Here is a 22,979-nt window from a genome sequence, read left to right as displayed (position 1 = left end):
ATAGATTTTTATTAATGAAACCCCTTAGTTATCTAGGGTCAATTGTTCGATTAATTTTCTATGAATTATGCTTTCTCATATTATAAATTTCAGTCTTAAAAACAAGTTTATTGTTTTACTATTTACCTCATTTATTGTTGGTTTTGGTATATTCTCTTTAACGCAAATACCAATAGGAGCAGTTCCTGATGTAACCAACAATCAGGTACAGGTTATTACGACCTCGCGTAACTTATCTACCCAGGATATGGAGCAATTTATTACCTATCCTGTAGAACTTGAAATGGCCAACCTTCCAGGCGTAAAGGAGATTCGATCAGTTTCGAAGTTCGGTCTTTCGGTCGTAACAATTGTCTTCGAAGACAAAATGGGAACGTATTTGCCACGTCAGCTAATCGCTGAAAAAATTAAATCGGCATCTGAGAAAATTCCAGAAGGTTTTGGTACACCAGAAATGGGACCAATAACGACCGGTTTGGGCGAAATATACCAGTATATTTTAGATGTAAAACCAGAGCATAAAGCTCAATATTCTGCCACAGATCTTAGAACGATTCAGGATTGGATTGTAAAAAGACAATTGTCAGGTATTCCAGGGGTTGTAGAAGTAAATACTTGGGGTGGTTATTTAAAGCAATACGAAGTAGCAATCAATACCAAAAGGCTCAATGCCATGAACATTTCCGCTTCAGATGTTTTCATGGCATTAGAAAAAAACAACAGTGTATCTGGCGGAAGTTATATCGAGAAAGTGAATCAAGCCTATTTTATTAGAGGAGAAGGATTAGTTAGCACTCTTGATGATATAAAAAATATTGTAGTAAGCAACCGTAATGGAGTGCCTATATATATAAGAGACATTGCATCAGTAGGTTATGGTGCTGCTGCACGTTTTGGAGCAATTACAGGCAATGGTGAAGGTGAAAAGGTATTAGGGCAGGTAATGATGCTAAAAAATGCCAATTCTAAAAAAGTAATTGATGCAGTCAAAGACAGGGTAGCTTCAATTTCAAAATCCTTGCCTGAAGGGGTATATATCAATGCATTCTTAGACCGAAGTGAGCTTATTGCTAAAACCACTTTTACAGTTACGGAAAACTTGATTTTAGGTTGTTTGATTGTAATTTTTATTGTTGTGCTCCTTCTAGGAAATATACGATCAGGATTGGTAGTCGCTTCGGTAATACCACTGTGTTTACTATTTGCTCTTTCATTGATGTATCTTTTTGGAGTTGATGCCAACTTAATGAGTCTAGGGGCAATAGATTTTGGGATTATTATTGATGGCGCTGTAATTATTGTAGAGTTTATAGCCCTTCAGATTACTAGAAGAAAAAGTGAACTAGCTTCTTTTACAAAAGTGGAAAAACAAGATCTGAAAGATAGCATCACTTTTTCAGGAGCCGCGAAAATGATGAATTCTGCTGTTTTCGGACAACTTATTATCCTGATTGTTTTTATACCTATACTTTCATTAGGGGGTGTTGAAGGAAAAATGTTTAAGCCTATGGCCTTGACCTTTAGTTTTGCCCTTATAGGCGCAATGATTTTTTGCTTTACCTATGTACCAGTGGTAGCCTCACTTTTTTTAAAGCCAACTAAAGTGTCTGATAGAAATATTTCCATTCGACTTATGAAATGGTTAAATAATATTTATGATCCTATCATTAACTGGGCACTACATTCAAAAAAAATCGTATTAGCCATTGCTGTTTTTTTACTCTCGGGTGCTGCACTTCTTTTTTCGACTATGGGAGGCGAATTTGTACCTACACTTGATGAAGGTGATTTTGTGATTCAGCCTGTATTAAAAACAGGAACATCATTAAGTAAAACCATTGAAATAACAACGAGAATTGAAAAAATCCTACTAGATAATTTTCCTGAAGTAAAGCAAGTCGTGACAAGAATTGGTGCCGCCGAAGTGCCAACCGACCCAATGTCAATGGAAGAAAGTGATGTTATTATTATCCTCAAACCAAAATCAGAATGGGTTTCGGCAAAAAGTAAAGACGAACTTGCCGATAAGTTTAAGGAAACACTAACTGTTATTCAAGGAATGGAAGTGGAATTTACTCAGCCAATAGAAATGCGATTTAATGAACTCATTACTGGGGTAAGGGCCGATATTGCTATTAAGATATTTGGAGAAGATTTGAATATACTAAGTAACAAAGCAAATGACATTAAAACACTGGTTGAAAACGTTGAAGGAGCTTCGGATATTGCGGTTGAAAAAGTTGTGGGCTTACCACAAATGAATGTGGCCTATAACCGTTCAAAAATTGCACGTTATGGCTTAAACATTCAAGACTTAAATGAGATGATATCAATGGGGTTCGCAGGGCGTACGGTTGGCAGTGTATTTGAAGGAGAAAAACGTTTTGATCTGGTAGTTAAATTAGATAAAGAGAATCGCAAAAGTCTTAAAGATCTTCAAAGTTTATATGTTGATTTACCTAAAGGAGGGAAATTACCGCTTAGCGAGTTAGCAACTATAACCCAACAAAAAGGAGCTGCAAAAATTTCCAGAGATGATACAAGGCGTAGGATTGTGGTAGGCATTAATGTTCGTAACCGCGATCTGCAATCCGTAATTGAAGATGTTGAGGAGTTAATAGATAAAAATATCAAATTGCCTACAGGATATTCAATCACATATGGTGGGCAGTTTGAAAACTTACAAAGTGCCAAGGCACGGCTAATGGCTGCAGTTCCCATTGCTTTGATTCTGATTTTTGTGTTATTGTATCTGGCATTTAAATCGGTCAAAGAGGCGTTAATGATCTATACTGTTATCCCTCTGTCCACAGTGGGTGGCGTATTATTGCTTTGGTTGCGAGATATGCCTTTTAGCATATCCGCTGGAGTGGGTTTTATTGCTCTTTTTGGGATTGCCGTGCTTAATGGTATTGTTTTAATAGAGCATTTTAAAGAGTTAAAAAATGAAGGTTATGAAACTATGGAAGCACTAATCAAAAAAGGGACAAAAGATCGACTTAGAGCAGTATTGCTTACCGCAGGAGCGGCGGCATTAGGGTTTTTGCCTATGGCGATTTCAACAAGTGCTGGGGCTGAAGTTCAAAGACCATTGGCAACTGTTGTCATAGGAGGGTTGGTTACTGCAACTTTTTTAACCCTTATTGTTCTTCCCGTCTTGTATGCATATTTTAATAAACCTAGAGCGAAGAAAGTAGCTGGACAAACAAATGAAAAATTGATAACAGGAATAACATTGCTGTTGATGTTGTTTTCCTTCAACCTAAACGCCCAAGAAAAACCATACAGTTTAGAAGAATTGATTCCTATTGCAATTGAAAACAATTCAGGATTAAAAGCAAGCAGTCTTGGCGTAAAACAAGCCGAAATACTCAAAGGAAAGGCCTTCGATTTTGATAAAACCCGGGTATATTACAGTTTTGATGAGAATAACCGAGCCACAAATAATGAACCGATTCGTGTTTTTGGCGTAGAACAGAGCTTTCAATTCCCCACTACCTATTTGGCCAGTAGAAAAGTCCAAAAAGCAAATTATCAATTAGCATCGAGCAGCTATGATATTAAGAAAAGAAATCTAATACGAGATCTTACTACCACATATTACCAATATCAAACTGAAAAGGAAAAAGAACGAATTTACCGAAAGCTAGATAGCATTTATAAAAATTTCGCCTATGCTTCAAAACGCCGTTTTGAATTAGGTGAAACTAATTATTTAGAAAAGGCAACGGCACAATCTAAACAACGACAAATAGAAATTAAATATGAACAGGTGCAACAGGATGTTATTGCTGCCTTAACTCATTTAAGAAGTATTATACAAAGCCCAGATAATTTGCAGGTTTTTATGGAACCAATACAGAAAGTTGATTTAAAAGAATCTATAATTGATGATAATCCAGAATTAATGTACCACCAACGACGGGTAGACTACTCTGATTTACAAAAGAGACTGGAAAATAATAGATTATTACCCGACATTAGTCTTCAATATTTTCAAGGTACTAATAGCGGACTCGACAGGAACCTTTACGGTTATCAACTTGGTCTTAAACTTCCTATTTTATTTGGAGGACAATCATCAAAAATCAAAGCATCGAAAGTAGCAAAAGATATTGCGAATCAAGAACGCATTGATTTTCGATTGCAGTTGGAGGCAAGATATAGTGAACTCAATGCGCAATTGATCAAATACCAAACGGCATTGGACTATTATGAGAAGGAAGGAACTGAATTGTCTGATGAAATTCTAAAAACTGCAATAACAAGTTTCAAAAATGGAGAAATTGATTTTTTTCAATACATACAAAGTCTTGAAAATGCATATGAAATAAAAATCAGCTATTTGGAGACTTTGAATAGATACAACCAAACCGTGATAGCCATTAATTATTTGAGCTTATAAAAAGAATAAACAGATGAAAAGAAATATATACTACTTATTTTTTATCCTGCCTTTACTACTGGGATGTAGCGAAAATAAAGGCAGTGATTCTAAATCAAACGATGACCAAGTTGATAAAGAAAGCAATAGTTATATTGTAGGAAAGGGTCAGTTTGAGTCTAATATAATGTCTTTAGGAACAATTCAGGAAAAGTCATTTCCAAATATGGTTCAAAGCACAGGAATGATTGATGTACCTCCTCAGAATCGTGCGGTTGTGAGTACCTTTATGGGGGGATATATAAACGAAACCCCCTTATTAATAGGCGATGTTGTAAAAAAAGGACAACCACTATTTACCATTGAAAACCCTGAATTTGTGACCCTTCAGCAAAGTTTTCTTGAAGTAAGCAGTAAGTTAGATTACCTTAAATCGGAATATGAGCGACAAAAAATATTGATGGCTGAAAATGTTAGTTCGGAAAAACGATATCTTAAAGCAGAAAGTGAATATAAAACGGCCCGTGCACGTCAAAAAGGATTCGAAAAACAACTGCTAATGCTTAATATTTCTCCGTCAAAAGTTAAGGAAGGGGTCATTGTTAGTGCGATTAGCGTCTATGCTCCAATAAGAGGAAGTATTACTAAAATGAATGTGAGCAAGGGAATGTATGTTTCGCAAGCGACTGAAATTATTGAAATAATCAATAATGAACATATTCATTTAGAGCTTTCCATTTTTGAAAAAGATATTATGAAGATTAAAAAAGGAGATACCATTCAATTTACAATACCAGAAATATCAACCAAAATATTTATTGCTGACGTATTTCTAATAGGTTCTTCTATAGACAACAACCGCACCATAAAAGTGCATGGTCATATTGAGGATGAATCCAAAAACAACTTCCTAACAGGAATGTTTGTAGAAGCGTCTATTATTACAGATAGTACTCTTTCAGGTTCATTACCCGAAGAAGCTATAGTGGAGTTAGAAGGCAATTATTATATTCTGAAATTAGAAGAAACAAGGGCTAACGAGTATTTATTTAAAAGATTTCCTGTCGACATAGGGTCTACTCACAATGGCTTTACTCAAATAAAATCTGATGAGGGGTTTGAAACTAGTGATCAATTTTTGGTAAAAGGCGCATTTAGTCTTATTGAGGAATAAGCTGTGTGTTTTTAGCAAAGTTTGAAATCATGATAAACTCATTATGAGATTTTTAAATTAATGTAAACATCTTCTTTTATCCTTTACCAATTCGAAAATGGTGTAAGTCAACCATAAATTGGGATTATTATCTATCTAAAAAACCCTATGTTCAAAATTTTTATAGATTTGGCGCCGAATTAAACCCCAAATCATGTTACTAAACACGCCCCAAAGGACTGCGGTAAAGCAGTTATTCTTTGTTTTATTAGCACTAGCGCTTTTTGATATTCTCGTTGACGTTATCCTGCGCGTCGTATTCGATTTCTCGTATGAAAGTTTAGTGATTAGACTTTCTAATTGGCTCAAGTTCAATATTGCTCCTTTTGTTTTATGGTATTTTATACGCCTAAATGTATCGAATAAAAAGGCTGCCGATTTTGCAATTATTACATTGGGAGTTATTGCATTGGTTCGTTTGTCAGATGTCTTTTTTGGGATTTTAGTTGGACAATTTACGCCTTATCCAATTCTTAATACAGTAATTTATAGTTTGCCATTTTTGGTCTTTGGTTTTGCGTATCATAAAAACACAAAAGGGCTTTGGTACTTTCTAGTTTTCCTAATTATTTCAGGAGTTGCTGTAGGAAGTGCATATCAGATAAATAATTTTATTAGCGAATTATTCAGATACCGACCTTGGCGTTGGCTAGGAAATTTATTGTCTTATAACGAAGGCATGGTGTTCATAGCACCACTACCAATGCTATATTATAAGCTGATTTTTATCGTGCATTTCGTGATCTTTTTCTACATGCACTACGCCATAAAAAGTAGTGACAATAATGCGTTTCAATTTAAAAAGTTAGATGTTCAGCCAGTATCCAATTTGGTTTTTAGTGTTGTTTTCTGGGTCTCCCGATTGACCATTATTGTTATGATATTTGGTTTGGTAAATAGAATTAGATCACGATGGGGTATTAATGAGGGGAGTTATATACAAGCCTACGTTTGGATTTTAAGCGTTATCGCTGCTGCATATTTTTTCACACTGATATATCGTAATTTTCTAACATCTTACTTCGTATCAAAAGGAATAAAACCAGGTTGGAAATACATATTGATTAACCTGCCAGTTATCAACTTTTTTGTTTGGTTGTACATTACGTTTTTTGTAAATGTACCATCCAACATCTCATTGTCTGATCGTGTTGATAAGGTGACCGCCTTATTCAAAAACAGTGATCGAAATAACAATATAAAAGTGGCGTTTTATGTTGTTACTTTATTAGGAGCTGTAATACGATTAATTAGCAGTAGAGGAAGAATTGACCCTATTATAATTTCATTAATCTCTGCTGCTTTAGGAATTGCGATACTTACATTGTATTTTAAACATGCTCGTACTGCCTTGTTCTTGTTTGGTTTAAATGCTTTAGTAGTACTAGCCGCACCTTTTGGCGAAATTAGTGAGGCGACCCCTTTATTCATATATAGTATGATCTATACTTTATTATGGATTTCAATATTTCATTTTGATAAATATGAATATGTAAATGACTTATCGTTAAGTACCGATGGTCTTGGCCAATTGACATTTATAAAGAAAGATGTAAAACCGTTCGAACCAAAGGATTTATCCGGTTCGAAAAAAACATATTGGAAAACCATTTTTATAGCATTGCTCGCAGCCATAGTTATAAAAATAATTATTCTAATTAGTCAAACTAATTTTGGGTTTAGTTATTTCCGTGATGGTCCGGTACTAAGGTTACTTGGCTCTATTTTCATCCTAACGATTTTTGCTATTTATGCAAACAATATCAATACAGCTTTGAAAAAGAAAGCACCGTTATCAAAGACTACTAAGGTCTTAGAAATTGTTTGTTATGGTATTGGTGTTTGGTATCTCTTTGCAATTATTGCAGGTTTTATTAGCCTAATAGTAATGGCATTTAATGATTATTATAGCGGGCCTTCTGCTTTAATTATAATCACTGGTTTGTTTTTGAATATTGTTTTAGTTGTTTCACTCGTTTTAATATTTATTGCTAGATATCGATACATTGGTTCGTATGCAACATCATTCAATCAAATGGAGTTTGTTGCCAAGAATCTTTCGGTTGAAAAGTTGAAATCACAACAGTTTAGCACGTTAGAGGATAGACTAGTGCTTTGCAAAACATGCGAGAATCGAAAATTAACTACAGATGGATTAGTTTGCAGCCTTACATCGGAGCGGCCAACATTTGAAGCATATTGCGTTGACTACAATGCAGATGAAAAACAATTAAAAAGACAAAACGAGTTAAAATCTGAAGCCAACAAAGGCGGCTTTTTCGGAAGTTGGAAAGGCGCACTTGTAATGTCCTTACTCGGATTTATTAGAGCAGGATTAGCTGGCTTTAGTGATCCGTTTGGATTGATTTTCCTGATCTTGGGTGTTGCTTGGTTAGTGGCTGCTTTGGTAAGCAAAAAAGATTGATTCTAATTCAACGCCCCAAAGCGTATAATATTCCACCTAACAAATGCTGTTTAAAAGCATCCTCATCATAGCTTTCCTTGGTGTGGCCCAAACCGGTATAAAATACCCGCCCACCATCAAATTCATGAAACCATGCAATGGGATGGTTTTCACCATTATTACCTCCCTCATAACTAGTTTCATCTAAGTTTAGGAGTGTTGTTGTGCTGGCATTTAAATCTTTAAAGTTGTACCACTCGTCAGTTCGTGTCCAAGTTGAAGAAAGATGTTGCGTTGAGGGATGATCTTCTTTTACAATTTGAATAGTCGCTTCTTGAGTTTGCGGATGATTTTCAAAATATCCCCCAACTAACTGGCCATACCAAGGCCAATCGTATTCCGTATCGGTGGCGGCATGCACTCCGACAAACGCTCCACCATTGTTAATGAACTTTTTAAACGCTTCTTGTTGATTATCATTTAAAATGTTACCAGTAGTACTTAAAAAAATGACCAGCTTATAATCTTTTAAATTATCATCATTAAATACGCTTGCATCTTCTGTATGCGTGACCTCAAAATTATTTGAACTCGCCTGTGTTTTAATCAAGGTAACACCATTTTCAATTGAATTATGTCTAAAACCTTCAGTTTTAGTAAAAACCAAAACTTTTTCAATTAGCGTTGGATTTTCTTCCCCAGTTGGTGCAGTAGTTGTCGATTTTTCATTACAACTTCCAACAAGGAATAATATCAGAATATAATGTAGGATTCTCATACTTTTTAATTTTCAGTTAAATTAAGAAATATTGCCTTTGCTCTAATAACTAATTGAAGATCAATTTATTTTCGAAAGTAATAGGCGTATTTTCTTACAAAAAACCGATAGTATTACTGTTAAGTCTACTCATATATTCATTAAATATTTTGTAATTCTTAAAATAGCAAGTATTTCATCGAAAAATAACCATATTGCCTTAATATTTGTTTAATTTTTAACAATTTTGCATCCCTTCATTAAATTATTTAACTAATTAACAATCACCTAATAATGAAAAAATTTCTATCCTTAGTTTTCATGCTGATGGTAGGGACGGCGTTTTCGCAATCTTTTTGGGGTCCTGCAACAAGTGTTAGCAGATCACAAATAGTAGCGAATCCAGATCAGGTACCCACCAATCAAATCATGACTTTAGATTTTGAAAATCTAAAACGGGCATTAATCAAGGCACCAAAAAGAGGTGTGAACACTTCTAAATCGGGAATTGTACTTTCTTTTCCGAATGCAGACGGAACCATGGAACGGTTTATGGTAAAGGAAGCATCAACCATGCATCCAGCGCTAGCAGAAAAATTCCCAAATATTAAATCGTATGCAGGTCAAGGTATTGATGATCCTTCTGCGGTAATTCGTTTTAGTATTTCTCATAAAGGATTAAATAGTATGGTGTTGTCGGGAGTGAAACCTGCGACTTTTATTGAACCTTACACCAAAGATGGGAGCCAGTATACTATATATAAAAGACAAGACAGACCTAACATCGCAAGTGATTTTGAATGTTTAGTTGATAATAAGTACGCTCCGCAATTAGGAGCTAACACTGAAAGAAATGCTGATGATGGACTCCTAAGAACCTTCAGAATTGCAATTTCGGCTCAGGCGGAATATACCCAATATCATGGTGGAACGGTAGCTGATGCACTTGCAGCGATTAATACTACAATGACTCGTGTTAATGGTGTTTTTGAAGTCGATTTTGGAATGACTACCGTCATTGTGGCAAATAACGATCAGGTTATTTATACTGATCCTGCCACCGACCCCTACACCGGAAGTTTTAATAGCCAAGCACAACAAACTCTTGACAATGTTATTGGCGATGCCAACTATGATATAGGCCATGTATTTGTACAAGGTGGCAATAGTGGTAGTGCTGGTTTTATTGGTGAAGTATGTACTACAGGAAGAAAGGGTAGTGCATTTACATCAAGAACGAACCCAGAAGGCGATCCTTTTGATATTGATTTCGTAGCTCATGAAATCGGACATCAATTGGGAGCTAACCATACATGGACACATGGTGGTAATGAAGGAACAGGTGCGCAAATGGAGCCTGGTAGTGGGACAACCATTATGGGATATGCCGGTATTACAGGACCAAATACAGATGTACAACCAAATAGTGATCCGTATTTTCACGCATTTTCAATTCAACAAGTATTAGTAAATGTTCGTGGCGAAAGTTGCCAGGTAGAAACGACAACGGGAAATGCAGTACCAACAGCTGATGCTGGAGCTGATTTGACAATCCCGGCAGGAACACCTTTTGTTCTTGATGGAGCTGGTAGTGATGCCGATGGAAATGCTTTGACTTTTTGCTGGGAGCAATTCGATTCAAACAATGCACAAACAACGATACCTAATGTTAATAACACATCAGGTGTAGCATTTAGGTCGTTTAACCCAACAACAGATACTAAGCGCTATTTCCCAAGACTAGAGACTGTCAAAACTGGAGCAACAGGTTGGAGATGGGAGCAAGTGCCAGAAGTTTCACGAGCCCTTACTTTTAGACTAACAGTACGTGATAATGTTGCAGGCGGTGGCGCAAACAATAGCGATGATGTTACTTTGAATGTAACAGCAAGTGCTGGACCTTTCGTGCTTAATTCGCCAAACACTGCGACTACCTGGTTTGCAAATCAAACAAGAACAGTAAGCTGGGATGTAGCAGGAACTACAGGAAATGGCATTAATGCCGCAAATGTTGATATTTTACTTTCAACTGATGGTGGTGATACCTACCCTATTACATTGGCAAGTAATGTGGCAAACGATGGGTCGCATGATATAACAGTTCCAAATGAGATAGGAAATCAGAATCGTGTGATGGTAAAAGCATCAAATAACGTATTCTTTGATATCTCTGATGCTGATTTTACAATTGATGGAGAAGTAAATTGTGTGGCAACTACACCGACAAATGTAGCCGCTTCTAATGTTACTTCAAGTACGGCAGCAATTACTTGGGATCAAATTTTGGGAGCGAGTTTCGATGTTCGTTACCGTCAAACAGGAACTACTGCTTGGACAGATCAAACAGTGAGTGATAATACAATTGGACTTACTGGTTTAACCGAAGAAACTGCATATGAAGTACAAGTTAGAAGTACTTGTAGTGATAACGGTCCATCGGATTATTCTGCTTCAGTAAACTTCACTACGACAAATGTTCAATTAAACTACTGTGACTCGCAAGGTAATCGAGTAAATGACGAATGGATTGCTAGAGTACAGCTTGGAGATATCGACAACAGCTCAACCAATTCACTAGGCGGATATTCTGATTTCAAGGCCATTTCAACAACCTTGAATCAAGGAGATAATTATACCATAACTATTACTCCTGAATGGAGATCAACAACATATCGTGAAGGTTATTCTGTATGGATTGATTACAACCGCGATGGTGATTTCGATGATGCAGGTGAGCAAGTGTTTACTCAAAATGCGACAACTACAAGTCCTGTAAGCGGCAATTTCTCAGTGCCTGCAGGAACCTCTACAGGATTAACAGCTATGCGTGTTTCGATGAAATACAACAGTATACCAACCGCTTGTGAGACTTTTACTTATGGTGAAGTTGAAGATTATGGAATTATCTTAAGTAGTGGCGTTGTTGATGATGAAGCACCAACGGCACCGGCTAACCTTTCGGCTGCAAATACAGGAGAGAACTCAACAGATCTTTCTTGGGATGCTTCGACTGATAATGTCGCTGTTTCTGGCTATGATGTATATCAAGATGGAGTTGTTGTTGCTACGGTAACAGGAACATCCTATGACGTAATAGGATTAGCAGCTGAAACAACGTATCAATTTTATGTAATTGCAAGAGACGCTGCTGGAAATAGTTCAGCACAAAGTAATACAGTTAGTGTAACGACAGAAGCTCCTTTTGTGGACACAGAAGCGCCAACAGCACCAGCGAATTTAGCTGCTGCTAATACTAGCGAAACAACTACTGATTTATCTTGGAATGCATCAACTGATAATGTTGCTGTAACTGGATATAACGTATACCAGGACGGCGCATTAATTGTAACGGTGACCGGAACATCATACAATGTAACTGGATTAACAGCAGAGACAAGCTATGATTTTTACGTAACGGCTAGAGATGCTGCGAATAATGAATCAGCACAAAGTAATACTGTTGGTGTAACAACCGACGCTCCTTTTGTTGATACAGAAGCGCCAACAGCACCAACTAATTTAGCTGCTACTAATACCACGCAAACCTCTACTGATTTATCTTGGAATGCTTCAACAGATAATGTTGCGGTAACGGCATATGATGTATATCAAGATGGAAGCGTTGTGGGTACAGTTTCAGGAACTTCATACACGGCTTCTGGTCTAACAGCAGACACTGCTTATACATTTACTGTGGTGGCAAAAGATGCTGCTGGAAATGAGTCTACAGCTAGTAATGCTGTTAATGTAACTACCTTACCAGCAGGAGGAGGAAGTGATCTGTTATTTGAAGGATTCTTTGAAACAGGATTTGACGGATGGATCGACGGAGGTTCTGATTGTGCGCGTTATGCAGGATCAAGATCTTTTGAAGGACAATATTCAATTCGACTTCGTGATAATTCAGGAGTTGCTTCATCTATGACATCTCCAGGATTCAACCTAGCTCCGTACCAGCAAATAGAGTTTAAGTTCTATTTCTATGCAAATAGTATGGAAAATGGAGAGGACTTCTTCTTACAATATGATGACGGTTCTGGATTTACAACCGTTGCTAGCTATGCAAGAGGAACTGATTTCGAAAATGGAATTTTCTACGAAGTTACAGTCAATTTAAATGCTGGAGAGGTAAACTTGACAAACGGAGGTCGTTTCCGTTTACAATGTGATGCTTCCGCTAATGGTGATCAGGTATATATTGATCAGGTAACTATTACAGGTATTAATGGTGGCTCTTCTAGAGGATATGCCGAAGATACAATCACCTTTATCAGTAGATCAGGTGAAAATGCCGATTTAGAAGAATTTGAATCAGGATTTAATGTATATCCAAATCCGGTTAAGGGGAACGAAGTATTCGTAACCTTACCAGATTCGGCTACAGGAGCATATCGTATTATGAACCTAATAGGTCAAACAGTAAAATCAGGTACAACTAAAAGTACCGCGATCAATGTAAGTAAACTTCGATCTGGTGTTTACATTATAGAAGTAAACGATGGTGAAGAACTTATTAGAAAGAAACTGGTAAAACAGTAACTAAGTAACTATCCAAATTTAAAGGCCCTGACTTAATTGTTGGGGCTTTTATTTTTTAATGTGCTTCGGAAATTCTTTGTGAATCTTGGTGCTTCTTTGAGTTGCTTTGTGAAATAACCTCCTAAAGTCTTCCGAACCTGTTATCGATACACTTTCCTCCTGCCTCGGAAAGCACTCGAACTGACATTTGGTAAAGGGCATTAATTGGAAGAACTCCTGTTTGTATAAGTTCGAAGCTAGGCGAATCTCTGCGAAATAACACCACTAATAATTTAGCGCACCTGACTTTTCAAAACCAGCTTATGAAGTAGTTTAGGGAAAAACCGCTTCATATAAATCCCTTTTACCTCACCTTGACCAATATAGGTTTCAAATTTTTTCTTTCTAATAGCCTTTAGTGCCTTTTGTACACAAACTTGAGGAGAAAGCCCTTTTGAGGTTGCTTCATCCATTGTATTTTGAGTACTACCGTCACCAGTAAGTGCGTTCTTGGAAACATTGGTCTGTATAAAACCCGGGCATATCATAGTAACTGCCACACCATCTTTTTCATGTTCCATTCGCATCACATCAAAAAAACCGTGTAATGCGTGTTTTGCTCCACAATATCCAGATCGATACGGACTACCAAAACGCCCCATTAAACTGGTTACAACTGCAAAATGACCGCTTTTATTGGCGATAAAATGAGGAAGAATCGCTTTTGATAATGCCACAGTTCCCAGATAATTCACCTGCATCAGTTTCTCATCTACCGAGATATCCGTTTCGGCAATAAGAGAGCGTTGACTTAAACCAGCATTGTTGATCAAAATATCAACTTTACCAAAATGGTTTGTAGCTTCTTCAACAATGAGTTTCATGTTGTGATAATTGGCTAAGTCTAGTGGTAATACCAGGCAATTTTCGTCGATTAGCGCGGCCTCTTTTTTAACACGTTCAAGTTCATCTCTTTTTCTAGAAGATAGAATAAGACGGCATGAATGCTTGGCAAGCTCGTGGACAAAAGCCTCCCCAATTCCTGATGAAGCACCTGTTATCCAAATGGTTTTGTTATTGAAGTATGACATATTTTTATTTCCATAATACGGTTCCGATGATCGCGTCTTCAGCAACTAATCCAAAATACCTTGAATCTAATGCATTATGTCTGTTATCACCTAGTACAAAAATACTGTCTTTTGGGATGACTAGAGGACCAAATTGATCTGTATTCCAAGGCTGATTATATATGTCCTCAATGCTATTATCAATTTGCCCGACAGGCTGAATGGATCTGTACTCTGAAACCTGGTATTCATCGGCAACATTATCGGCTAAATAAGTCAAATATTCGTTTTCATTAATTGGGATTGTATAATCAGGTGAAGTAGTATGTGCTATCATATCAAATTTGGCCTTAGGCAGCACATAACTAAACTTAAGCTCCCTATTTTTATCAACTTGAATTCCATTAACCGTTACAATACCATCCTTTATTTCAATTTCATCACCTCCTACGGCAATCAACCGATGTGCATAAGTAGATAAACCAAATTCTGGGATAAACTTTTTAAAAGCAATGAAATCTCCTTTTTTCGGAGTTTTAAGAGAGCTTGAAAACAAATATGAGCCGCTTTTTATAGTAGGTTCACTAGAAGGTGTAGGGAATTTAAAAAACCTGAGCACGCCAGTTGCCCCAAACAGGATATAAATAAAAACTATAATACCGCCTATAATTGCTAATTTTTTACCTGATAACTTCAACTTTTAAAATTTAATATCTACAAAATCATTATTGGTTGTACCTAATTCTTGTAATCCAAAGTGAACCGATTTTTTATCTTCAAATTTCTTCACGTCAACTACATATAAATTGGGAATCGTATCATGCCAACCTCTACCTTCTTCACCTAGATAAGAAAACCCGTCGAAAGGTATTATTCTTGACAGCGTACGTTTCGCAATCAAGCCTGCATTTGGCACATTCCCATTGATGTCAACCACCTTAGTCTGAGTTATAAATTTTCCGATTGTCCGACCTTGCAATAAGGTTTCAAACCCCCAAAAAACAAAAAAATACAAGACATATGTTATTAGTAAGTCCATAAAAGGATTAATAGTCTCAAGCTGATATAGGAACGAATCAATATCTCCACCAATTGTTACCACTATAAATCCTAAAATCGCGAAAATGGCAATAATCAGGACTCTAAAAACGATTAAATCGACTATAAAATTCCCCAAACGCTTACCTTTATTCGCATACAAATCTGGGGTAACAATAAATTCTTTCATGTACTTTTATGGTTTGTTTAGGTATAAGACCATTGTGGGGGTAAATACCCTACATTGTGGTTAAATATAGAATAAATATGTTAAAAAAATCGATTCCATTCCTTCTGCTGCTATTTGCTTTCAAAACAATACAAGGTCAAGAACTTACAGCTACCAAATTATTGGACAGATCTATTGCATATCACGATCCTGAAGGAAACTGGAAACAGTTTCAATCCATTTTGCACATCAATCTAGAAATGCCCGATCGACCAACACGTAAAAGTGAAGTGTATTTAAATCTGCCAAAACAAGTTTTCGGTTTAAAAACAATTCAAGATACTATTACCACCTATCGTAAACTAGAAAATGGGAAATGCTCATTCTCATTAAATGGAAAGACTGAATTAGATTCTACCGAAATAAAAAAACATCGAGCAGATTGTGAGCGCACGACCATGTATCGAAATTACTACACCTATCTGTATGGCTTACCCATGAAGTTGAAAGATCCTGGAACTATTATCGACCCTAAGGTAGAAAAACGGGAATTTAAAGGCAAAGAATATCTAGTTCTAAGAGCAACCTATGATAAAAATGTAGGTACTGATGAATGGTATTTTTACTTCGATCCTGAAACCTATGCTTTAAAAGTATATCAGTTTTATAAAGACAAAACCAAAAATGACGGCGAGTATATTTTACTTACAGACGAGCTAGAAACGAATGAAATAAAATTGCCTAAAACACGGGTGTGGTACTACAATAATAATGATGGTTATTTAGGCACAGATGATCTCGAAAAAGTTGTTGATATTAATAAATAGACCTTATAGTTAAATAATTAATAAGTACTGCTGGCTATATGACTTACTAGCAGTATGTTTAGTATTTTTGTAAAAAAGTAAAACAAAATGGCAAAAGGCGTACTGCTAGTTAATTTAGGATCACCTGATAGCACCAATCCAAAGGATGTCAAACGATATCTCGGAGAGTTTTTAATGGACGAACGAGTCATTGATGTGCCTAAGGCCTTTCGCACCTTTTTAGTTAAAGGAATTATTCTAAATACACGGCCAAAAAAGTCCGCTGCTGCCTACAAAAAAATATGGTGGGATGAAGGATCCCCTCTAATTGTATTAACTGAGCGTTTGAGAGATAAAGTTGATGCATTAACTTCAATTCCGACAGTAATCGCTATGCGCTATGGCAAACCTTCAATCAAACAAGGTTTGCAAAAACTACATGATAAGGGCGTTGATGAAGTGCTCATTGTGCCTTTGTATCCGCAATTCGCTATGGCGACTACTGAGACTATTTTGGTACTAGCTGAGGAACTTAGAAAGGAACATTTTCCGCAAATGAGCTTTACCAGTGTTCCGGCATTTTATAACCATCCAGATTATGTTCGTGTACTTTCTGAATCGATTAAAGAGAGTCTTGAGGGCGTTGACTACGAACATTTATTATTCTCATACCATGGGGTTCCAGAAAGGCACATTCGAAAATCGGATATTACAAAATCCCACTGTAAGATAGACGGACAGTGTTGTCAAACTGCATCAAAGGCCCATCAATATTGCTACCGCCATCAATGTTATGAAACTACAAAACAGGTGGCTGAGTATCTCAGTTTGGAAGAAGGAACCTTTTCTACTTCGTTCCAATCACGATTAGGAGTCGATCCTTGGTTACAACCATATACTGATCGTACGATTGATAAAATGGGAAAACAGGGCACTAAAAAAATGGCTATTGTAACACCCGCTTTTGTAAGCGATTGTCTTGAAACATTGGAGGAAATAGCTATGGAGGGAGAAGAAATTTTCCATGAGGCCGGAGGCAAAGACTTTCATGTAATACCCTGTATTAATGATCGCGATGATTGGGTAAAAACATTGGCTCGTTGGATTGACCAATGGGCAGTTGTTGAAACTGAAATGGCTTAATGGCGGGAACTTCCTCAACCGAATTAGGCACGGCAAGCATAAGCAAACTCCTTATTAAACAGGCGGTACCAGCTTCTATTGGCATTTTAGTAATGTCATTAAATATAATTGTCGACACTATTTTTATGGGTCGATGGATTGGCCCTTTGGCAATTTCTGCAATTGCCGTCGTACTTCCTTTTACCTTTTTTATTGGCGCCATTGGTTTGTCAATTGGTATTGGAGGTAGCTCAGTTTTATCTAGAGCCTTGGGTGCTGGAGATAACGATAAAGCACTTCGGGTTTTTGGTAATATGACCACGCTCACCTTTTTAATTGCGGGTAGTTTGGCCATAGGAGGATTAATATTTCAAGATCAACTTATCGGGTTTTTTGGGGCAGATGATTCCTTTAGAGATATGGCGTTGGTGTACTATCGCATTCTTTTATATGGCATCGTTATGCTTGCTTTAATGATGATGGGAAACAACATTATTAGAGCAGAAGGGAAGCCAAAATTCGCAATGATCGCAATGATCATCCCATCCGTTGGAAATATTTTGATGGATTATTTATTGATCAATGTACTGGATTTAGGGATGCAAGGAGCCGCATGGGCAACCTTCATTTCATATGCATCTTCATTCTCATTTATGGTTTGGTTTTTTGCTTTCAAAAGTGAATTACGATTAAATGTTGAATGGCTGAAATTGAAAGGGAAAATTGTTCGTGAAATTGCTGGATTAAGTTCTGTGACATTAGCTCGACAAGCCACAATTAGTGTATTGACTATTTTATTGAATAATGTATTAATTAGTGTAGGTGATGCACTAGATATTGCAGCTTATGGTATTGTAAGTCGTATGCTAATGTTTGCTTTATTTCCTGTAATAGGAGTCACTCAAGGATTTATGCCAATTGTGGGATATAATTATGGCGCAGAGAAATATGGGCGTGTTCGAGAAACAATCAACACCTCCATTAAGTATGCAGGTGCTTTAGCCCTGATAATTTTTGCGTTGATCATGCTATTCCCAGAGGGAATTATTTCCGTTTTTATAAGTAATAAAGAAGGATTGGATGCTCAAACCATTGCGGATAATAATGAGATATTAAAACGAACACCGGCTGCTTTGCGTTGGGTATTTTTGGCAACACCAATTATTGTAGTTCAGTTGATAGGAGGTGCTTATTTTCAATCAATTGGAAAAGCAATTCCTGCATTGTTACTTAGTTTAACCAAACAAGGATTCTTTTTAATTCCTTTAATACTGATCTTACCACAATTTATGGGAGTGTTAGGTGTTTGGGTCTCTTTTCCAATAGCCGATGTACTTTCGACCTTGGTAACTGGCTATTTCTTAAATAGAGAAGTTAGACGTAAACTAATCCCTTCTGCTGAAGAAAATACTGAAGCAATAGTATAATATTCCTCAAGATCAAAAATTCAAAAAAATGCCATTTCTGAGCATTTTGAAGTGATTTTTAATTAAAAACAAATGATTTTCACCTAAAATTGCTGAAGTCGACTTCTTTTTAAAAATGTCAGTTCGAGTGTTTTTCATCCGAAGAATGAGGAAGAAAAATGTATCGAGAACCCTTTAAATGACTTAGTGTATAAATCAATTAGTTGTCGGTTTGAAGAGGTCTCGATACAATCTCTCATACTTCGAGATCACTCGACCTGAAAACTAGAAGTTAAAGAATAAGGTTCGACATTCAATTTAAAGCATAAAAAACCGGCTACTTAACCTCTTAAGTAGCCGGCGAAAATGTCAATTAACTTAGCGATGAATTAATTGACTGCAATATTAAATGTTGCCTCAATATCTGTTTCTCCACCAGCATCGGCAGGAGTGCCATCGTTTGGTTTTTTAGGTTCATGACGCAACAAGATTTGCAATGTCCCTGAACCTGCATCGGTAGTAGTTACTGTAAAAGTAACACCAACAGGGTTTGTTCCTGTATTTGGCGCGTAATCTGACTCCTGATCTGTATAATCAATTGTAAGATTTAAAGCAGAATCAATTACGAATAAAAATTGGTGCTCTTCAGCTTCTTCCTTTACCTCTTCAGTAATGTCTTCAGCAGGATCTTCCGTTTCGTTTTCAACTTTAAGTACACCGTTATAAGTAGAGTTCGCTGCTAAAGGACCACTTACTGTTACTACGGGCGGATTTGGTCCGTCACCATCAAGATCTCTTGTTGTAAGTTCAATTTCTGCCCCACCACCATCTGGTGTTAATGTAGCAGTTAATGTCGTAATTACCTCTTCCTCATTTACTGGTTCAGGTGGGTTATCATCATCGTCATTACATGACATTACAAGAGCCGTAAGGCAAAAAAGCATAAATAGTTGTTTAAAAGGTTTCATAACAAAATGGTTTTAATAGTTAATTTTTAATTGAAGGCTGATGTTTCTTCCTAAATCATCAGCAAAATATCGTTGTCTGTTTAAGTAATCTCTATAATTAGTGTCTAGCAAATTATTGACTGCTAAACGTACTTTTAAATTGCTTTCATTATTCATAGCAAATGCAATTTCAGCATCAAAATGCAATAAGTGATAAGCGTCTGGCGCAGTATTAATAGCAAGCAATACATTCTCATTTGTAACAGGCGAAAAAACGTCTATATCATCAGGAGTTTCATTTTGTCTAAACACATATTGACTTTCTAGGCCCAATGTCAAATTATGCCAATCATGATGTGTATAGGTAATCCTGTTTTTGGTATTCGCTGCTGGAATATTGATAAGTGGAATATCAGTGCCGACATCGCGACCTTTTACAAGTGAAAATTGGTGATTTGTTTTCCAATGCTTACTCCAATTTACATAAGCCGATGCATCTACTCCTAGCAATCGGGCATCGGTTTGACGGTATTCCCAAACAGGGAAAGCACCTCGAATAGTAAACTCAGTTGATGTCGGTTCTAGCAAGATAAAATCTGCTATAAAATTTGCATAAGGACTCACTTCCCACCCCCAATGTTCGTAATCATGAAGTAGCGATAAGGAAATCTTATTCGATGTTTCCTTACCAATACGTAAATCCCCTAACTCAATTCGCGCTGCCGAATGGTGTAAACCATCACTAAACAATTCAGCAGGATTTGGTGCACGTTGTGCCAATGCATAATTAAATAAGAACTCGGTTCCAGAATTAAAGTTGTACTTCAAACCCGCTGTGGCCGAAATGTTACTAAAATCAAAAACAGGATTAACTAATAACTGAGTGTTTAGTTGCTCAACAATGCGATCACCAAAATCAGCTTGGTACCCTCGCTCAATCCAGCGTGAATTTCGATAGAACTTTAAAGCATCGATTTTACTATAATCATATCGAAACCCAGCATCAATTACAATAGCATCATTTAATAAATACTTTCCGGTAAGGTAAATTGCCGCATCATTCTTGGTATAATCGGGTATCAAACGACGTACACCCGTAGATGGATCGGCAAAATTATCTTGATAGCGATATAAAATCCCGGTTTCTATTTTGTAGTCACTATTTGCATCAATCACAAAATCAGCTTGAGCCGTATGCGTGGTTAATTCAAGGTCAATAGCAGCACTATTATCATTATTCCTTCTATTTACATCAAACTCAAACCGTTCATTCCTCTGAAAATCATATTGCAAAGTCAGTTTGCCAAAACCTTCAAAACGTTTATAGTACCTTGCACGCCCTAAATGGTGAGTAACTTCCTGTTGCGGTCGGCCTATGTCGTAGGTAAAATCCCGAATGATCAACGGCTCATCACTATTAATTGCCGTAATCAAATCATCAACATTACCGATGTGCGAGGCAGCCAGAACACCAATTTCTGTATTAAAAAATGAGTACATGGCATCCCAACCTTCGTAAAAAGAACGTTTGCCAGCACTCACTGAAAACGCACCTTCTTTTACTCCAGTATTAGAAAGCACATAATCCGGTGCTTCCAAATCACCAAAACGTTTAAACGAGCCTTGTCCTTTTAAAAACCATCCTGACTTGTAGGTTTTTACCAATTCTGAAGTAATACCTCCACCACGACCATTGGTCGATCCGCTTAAAATGGTTTTGCCGTATAAACTATCAATAGCTAAGGTTTTCAGAGGCTCTAATACAATCACTCCACCAATGGCATCACCTCCATAGCGCAATGCAGAAGCTCCCTTTACAACGGTAACTTTTCCTGCGGAATTAATATCGACATTAGGAGCATGTTCATCACCCCATTCCATATCCTGCATACGCACACCATTATTCAACACCAAAACCCGGCTTCCGTTTAAACCTTGAATAACTGGCTTAACAATAGTTGCTCCTGTATTCAATGATGAAACTCCTGAAACTTGTTTTAAAGCATCACCCAAAGTGGCACTGCTATAACGTTCTAGCTGACCGTTTGTAATCGTTTGTTCTTGGGCAGAATTAGTCGTACGAACCTTTCTCCCCGTCACACTTACTTCGTCAAGCTCCTCGATATGATGTTCAAGCGTAATTCTCTTAAACGTATTACCAAAGACTTCAACTTTTAAAAAACGCGTAGTGCATTCAAAATGAGAAACTTCAAGCTCATAAATACCGTCGCAAAGGTTCTTAAAAGTGAACTTTCCCTTGGAATTCGTGATTACTGTTTTTTGAAGTTTGGGTATATACACCTGTGCGCCTTCAAGCGGAGTCTTATCATGAAAGTCGAGAACTTCGCCAGTAAGTTGTGTGTTGCAATCCTGCGCATATAATGGCGCAGAACATGCTATAAAAAGCATTATACTTAAAAATTGTTTCATTAAAATGACCTAAAATTGATGGTAGATGCCTTTTTTGCAGACATCTATAGTGCTCATGGAATAACCTAATTAAAGATTAAAGAGCTGGTGGTGGTCGGTTTTGAAAGTAGTAGGAAGGTTCATTTTCAGCTATCAAAACAACTGCTATAAAATGATCTTCCTTGGTAGTAAAGTCAAAATTGGTAATAATTACATCATCAAACAAATCGATTTCCGCAAATTGAGCCTGCTGATTTTCAATTGCAAGGTCACAGGTATTACAATTTTCAATCGATGCTTTTGATGCATCATCATGAGCATAGACATGAAAGGCTGATACTTTTACCAACATAAGCGCAAAAAGCGCTGCAGAGAACAATATTTTCTTCTTATCTATTTTCACGAAAGCAAATCTATTTAATTAAAACGATATAAAAGTTAAAGATGTCCTAAAGAAATAGTCATTATTTCAATTTTCTGCCTTCGACTTAGTATAATACCTTAAAAGTGTTGTGATAGAATACGAGGCTTTTTTGATGTGTTTTAGGGTATTTATATAGAAAAGCAGCAATTTTTCAGCTTTTTTGATCAATTTTAAGCTTTTTTGAAAAAGTTAGCCCATTCAAATGAACTGCCTTAATTATTAGCTTCAAGAATTAAGCCAATAGTATATTATTTGAATTCTCCGTATTTTTAAAATTCGATTTATTTTGACTAATTCAACCAAAAACACACA

At 36.7% G+C, this 22,979-nt stretch carries 14 protein-coding genes; 7 read left to right on the top strand and 7 right to left on the bottom strand.

Annotation, left to right across the window (positions count from 1 at the left end):
- Positions 1-67 precede the first annotated feature (67 nt).
- From GWK10_RS17655 to GWK10_RS17645, 3 genes are all read left to right on the top strand, one after another.
- Positions 68-4,405 carry a CusA/CzcA family heavy metal efflux RND transporter gene (locus GWK10_RS17655; protein ID WP_164033733.1) on the top strand — a complete coding sequence of 1,446 codons (4,338 nt, stop codon included), beginning with the start codon at positions 68-70 and terminating at the stop codon, positions 4,403-4,405.
- Positions 4,406-4,418: 13 nt separating this feature from the next.
- Positions 4,419-5,558, top strand: a complete 1,140-nt coding sequence (locus GWK10_RS17650) for an efflux RND transporter periplasmic adaptor subunit (protein ID WP_164033732.1) — start codon at positions 4,419-4,421, stop codon at positions 5,556-5,558.
- A 193-nt stretch (positions 5,559-5,751) separates the two neighbouring features.
- Positions 5,752-8,022 carry a hypothetical protein gene (locus GWK10_RS17645; protein WP_164033731.1) on the top strand — a complete coding sequence of 757 codons (2,271 nt, stop codon included), beginning with the start codon at positions 5,752-5,754 and terminating at the stop codon, positions 8,020-8,022.
- Positions 8,023-8,029: 7 nt separating this feature from the next.
- Here GWK10_RS17645 and GWK10_RS17640 read toward each other — a convergent pair whose 3' ends face one another.
- Positions 8,030-8,779, bottom strand: coding sequence for a ThuA domain-containing protein (locus tag GWK10_RS17640; protein WP_164033730.1), 750 nt, complete (start codon positions 8,777-8,779; stop codon positions 8,030-8,032).
- Between the two features lie 273 nt (positions 8,780-9,052).
- Here GWK10_RS17640 and GWK10_RS18675 point away from each other — a divergent pair, with 273 nt between their 5' ends.
- Positions 9,053-13,297, top strand: coding sequence for a reprolysin-like metallopeptidase (locus GWK10_RS18675; RefSeq protein WP_164033729.1), 4,245 nt, complete (start codon positions 9,053-9,055; stop codon positions 13,295-13,297).
- 272 nt (positions 13,298-13,569) lie between these two features.
- Here GWK10_RS18675 and GWK10_RS17630 read toward each other — a convergent pair whose 3' ends face one another.
- The 3 genes from GWK10_RS17630 to GWK10_RS17620 are packed head-to-tail and all read right to left on the bottom strand — an operon-like array spanning position 13,570 to position 15,574.
- On the bottom strand, positions 13,570-14,367 hold the full coding sequence (locus GWK10_RS17630; protein WP_164033728.1) for an SDR family oxidoreductase: 798 nt from the start codon (positions 14,365-14,367) through the stop codon (positions 13,570-13,572).
- Between the two features lie 4 nt (positions 14,368-14,371).
- The gene (gene lepB / locus GWK10_RS17625; RefSeq protein ID WP_164033727.1) at positions 14,372-15,043 is read right to left on the bottom strand and encodes a signal peptidase I; all 672 of its coding nucleotides are present in this window, start codon (positions 15,041-15,043) and stop codon (positions 14,372-14,374) included.
- A gap of 3 nt (positions 15,044-15,046) precedes the next feature.
- A complete protein-coding gene (locus tag GWK10_RS17620; protein WP_164033726.1) occupies positions 15,047-15,574 on the bottom strand; it encodes an RDD family protein in 528 nt (175 codons plus the stop codon).
- Between the two features lie 77 nt (positions 15,575-15,651).
- On the opposite strand from GWK10_RS17620, the gene GWK10_RS17615 reads away from it, so the two are divergent.
- From GWK10_RS17615 to GWK10_RS17605, 3 genes are all read left to right on the top strand, one after another.
- Positions 15,652-16,380, top strand: coding sequence for a DUF6503 family protein (locus GWK10_RS17615; RefSeq protein WP_164033725.1), 729 nt, complete (start codon positions 15,652-15,654; stop codon positions 16,378-16,380).
- Positions 16,381-16,467: 87 nt separating this feature from the next.
- A complete protein-coding gene (gene hemH, locus GWK10_RS17610) occupies positions 16,468-17,502 on the top strand; it encodes a ferrochelatase (RefSeq protein WP_164033724.1) in 1,035 nt (344 codons plus the stop codon).
- Positions 17,502-18,908, top strand: a complete 1,407-nt coding sequence (locus GWK10_RS17605; protein ID WP_164033723.1) for an MATE family efflux transporter — start codon at positions 17,502-17,504, stop codon at positions 18,906-18,908. Before hemH ends, GWK10_RS17605 begins: the two co-directional genes overlap by 1 nt.
- Positions 18,909-19,276: 368 nt before the next feature.
- Here the strand turns inward: GWK10_RS17605 and GWK10_RS17600 are convergent, their stop codons facing one another.
- From GWK10_RS17600 to GWK10_RS17590, 3 genes are all read right to left on the bottom strand, one after another.
- Positions 19,277-19,855 (bottom strand): type 1 periplasmic binding fold superfamily protein, encoded by a 579-nt coding sequence (locus GWK10_RS17600; protein WP_164033722.1) that lies wholly within the window; start codon positions 19,853-19,855, stop codon positions 19,277-19,279.
- Positions 19,856-19,867: 12 nt separating this feature from the next.
- On the bottom strand, positions 19,868-22,264 hold the full coding sequence (locus GWK10_RS17595) for a TonB-dependent receptor (protein WP_164033721.1): 2,397 nt from the start codon (positions 22,262-22,264) through the stop codon (positions 19,868-19,870).
- A 76-nt stretch (positions 22,265-22,340) separates the two neighbouring features.
- The gene (locus GWK10_RS17590) at positions 22,341-22,646 is read right to left on the bottom strand and encodes a hypothetical protein (protein WP_164033720.1); all 306 of its coding nucleotides are present in this window, start codon (positions 22,644-22,646) and stop codon (positions 22,341-22,343) included.
- Between the last annotated feature and the right edge of the window lie 333 nt (positions 22,647-22,979).

Source organism: Spongiivirga citrea (assembly GCF_010671565.1).
Taxonomy (GTDB): Bacteria; Bacteroidota; Bacteroidia; order Flavobacteriales; family Flavobacteriaceae; genus Spongiivirga; species Spongiivirga citrea.
The sequence above is the reverse complement of the archived record's forward strand: the minus strand, read 5'-3'. Positions and strand labels throughout refer to the sequence as shown.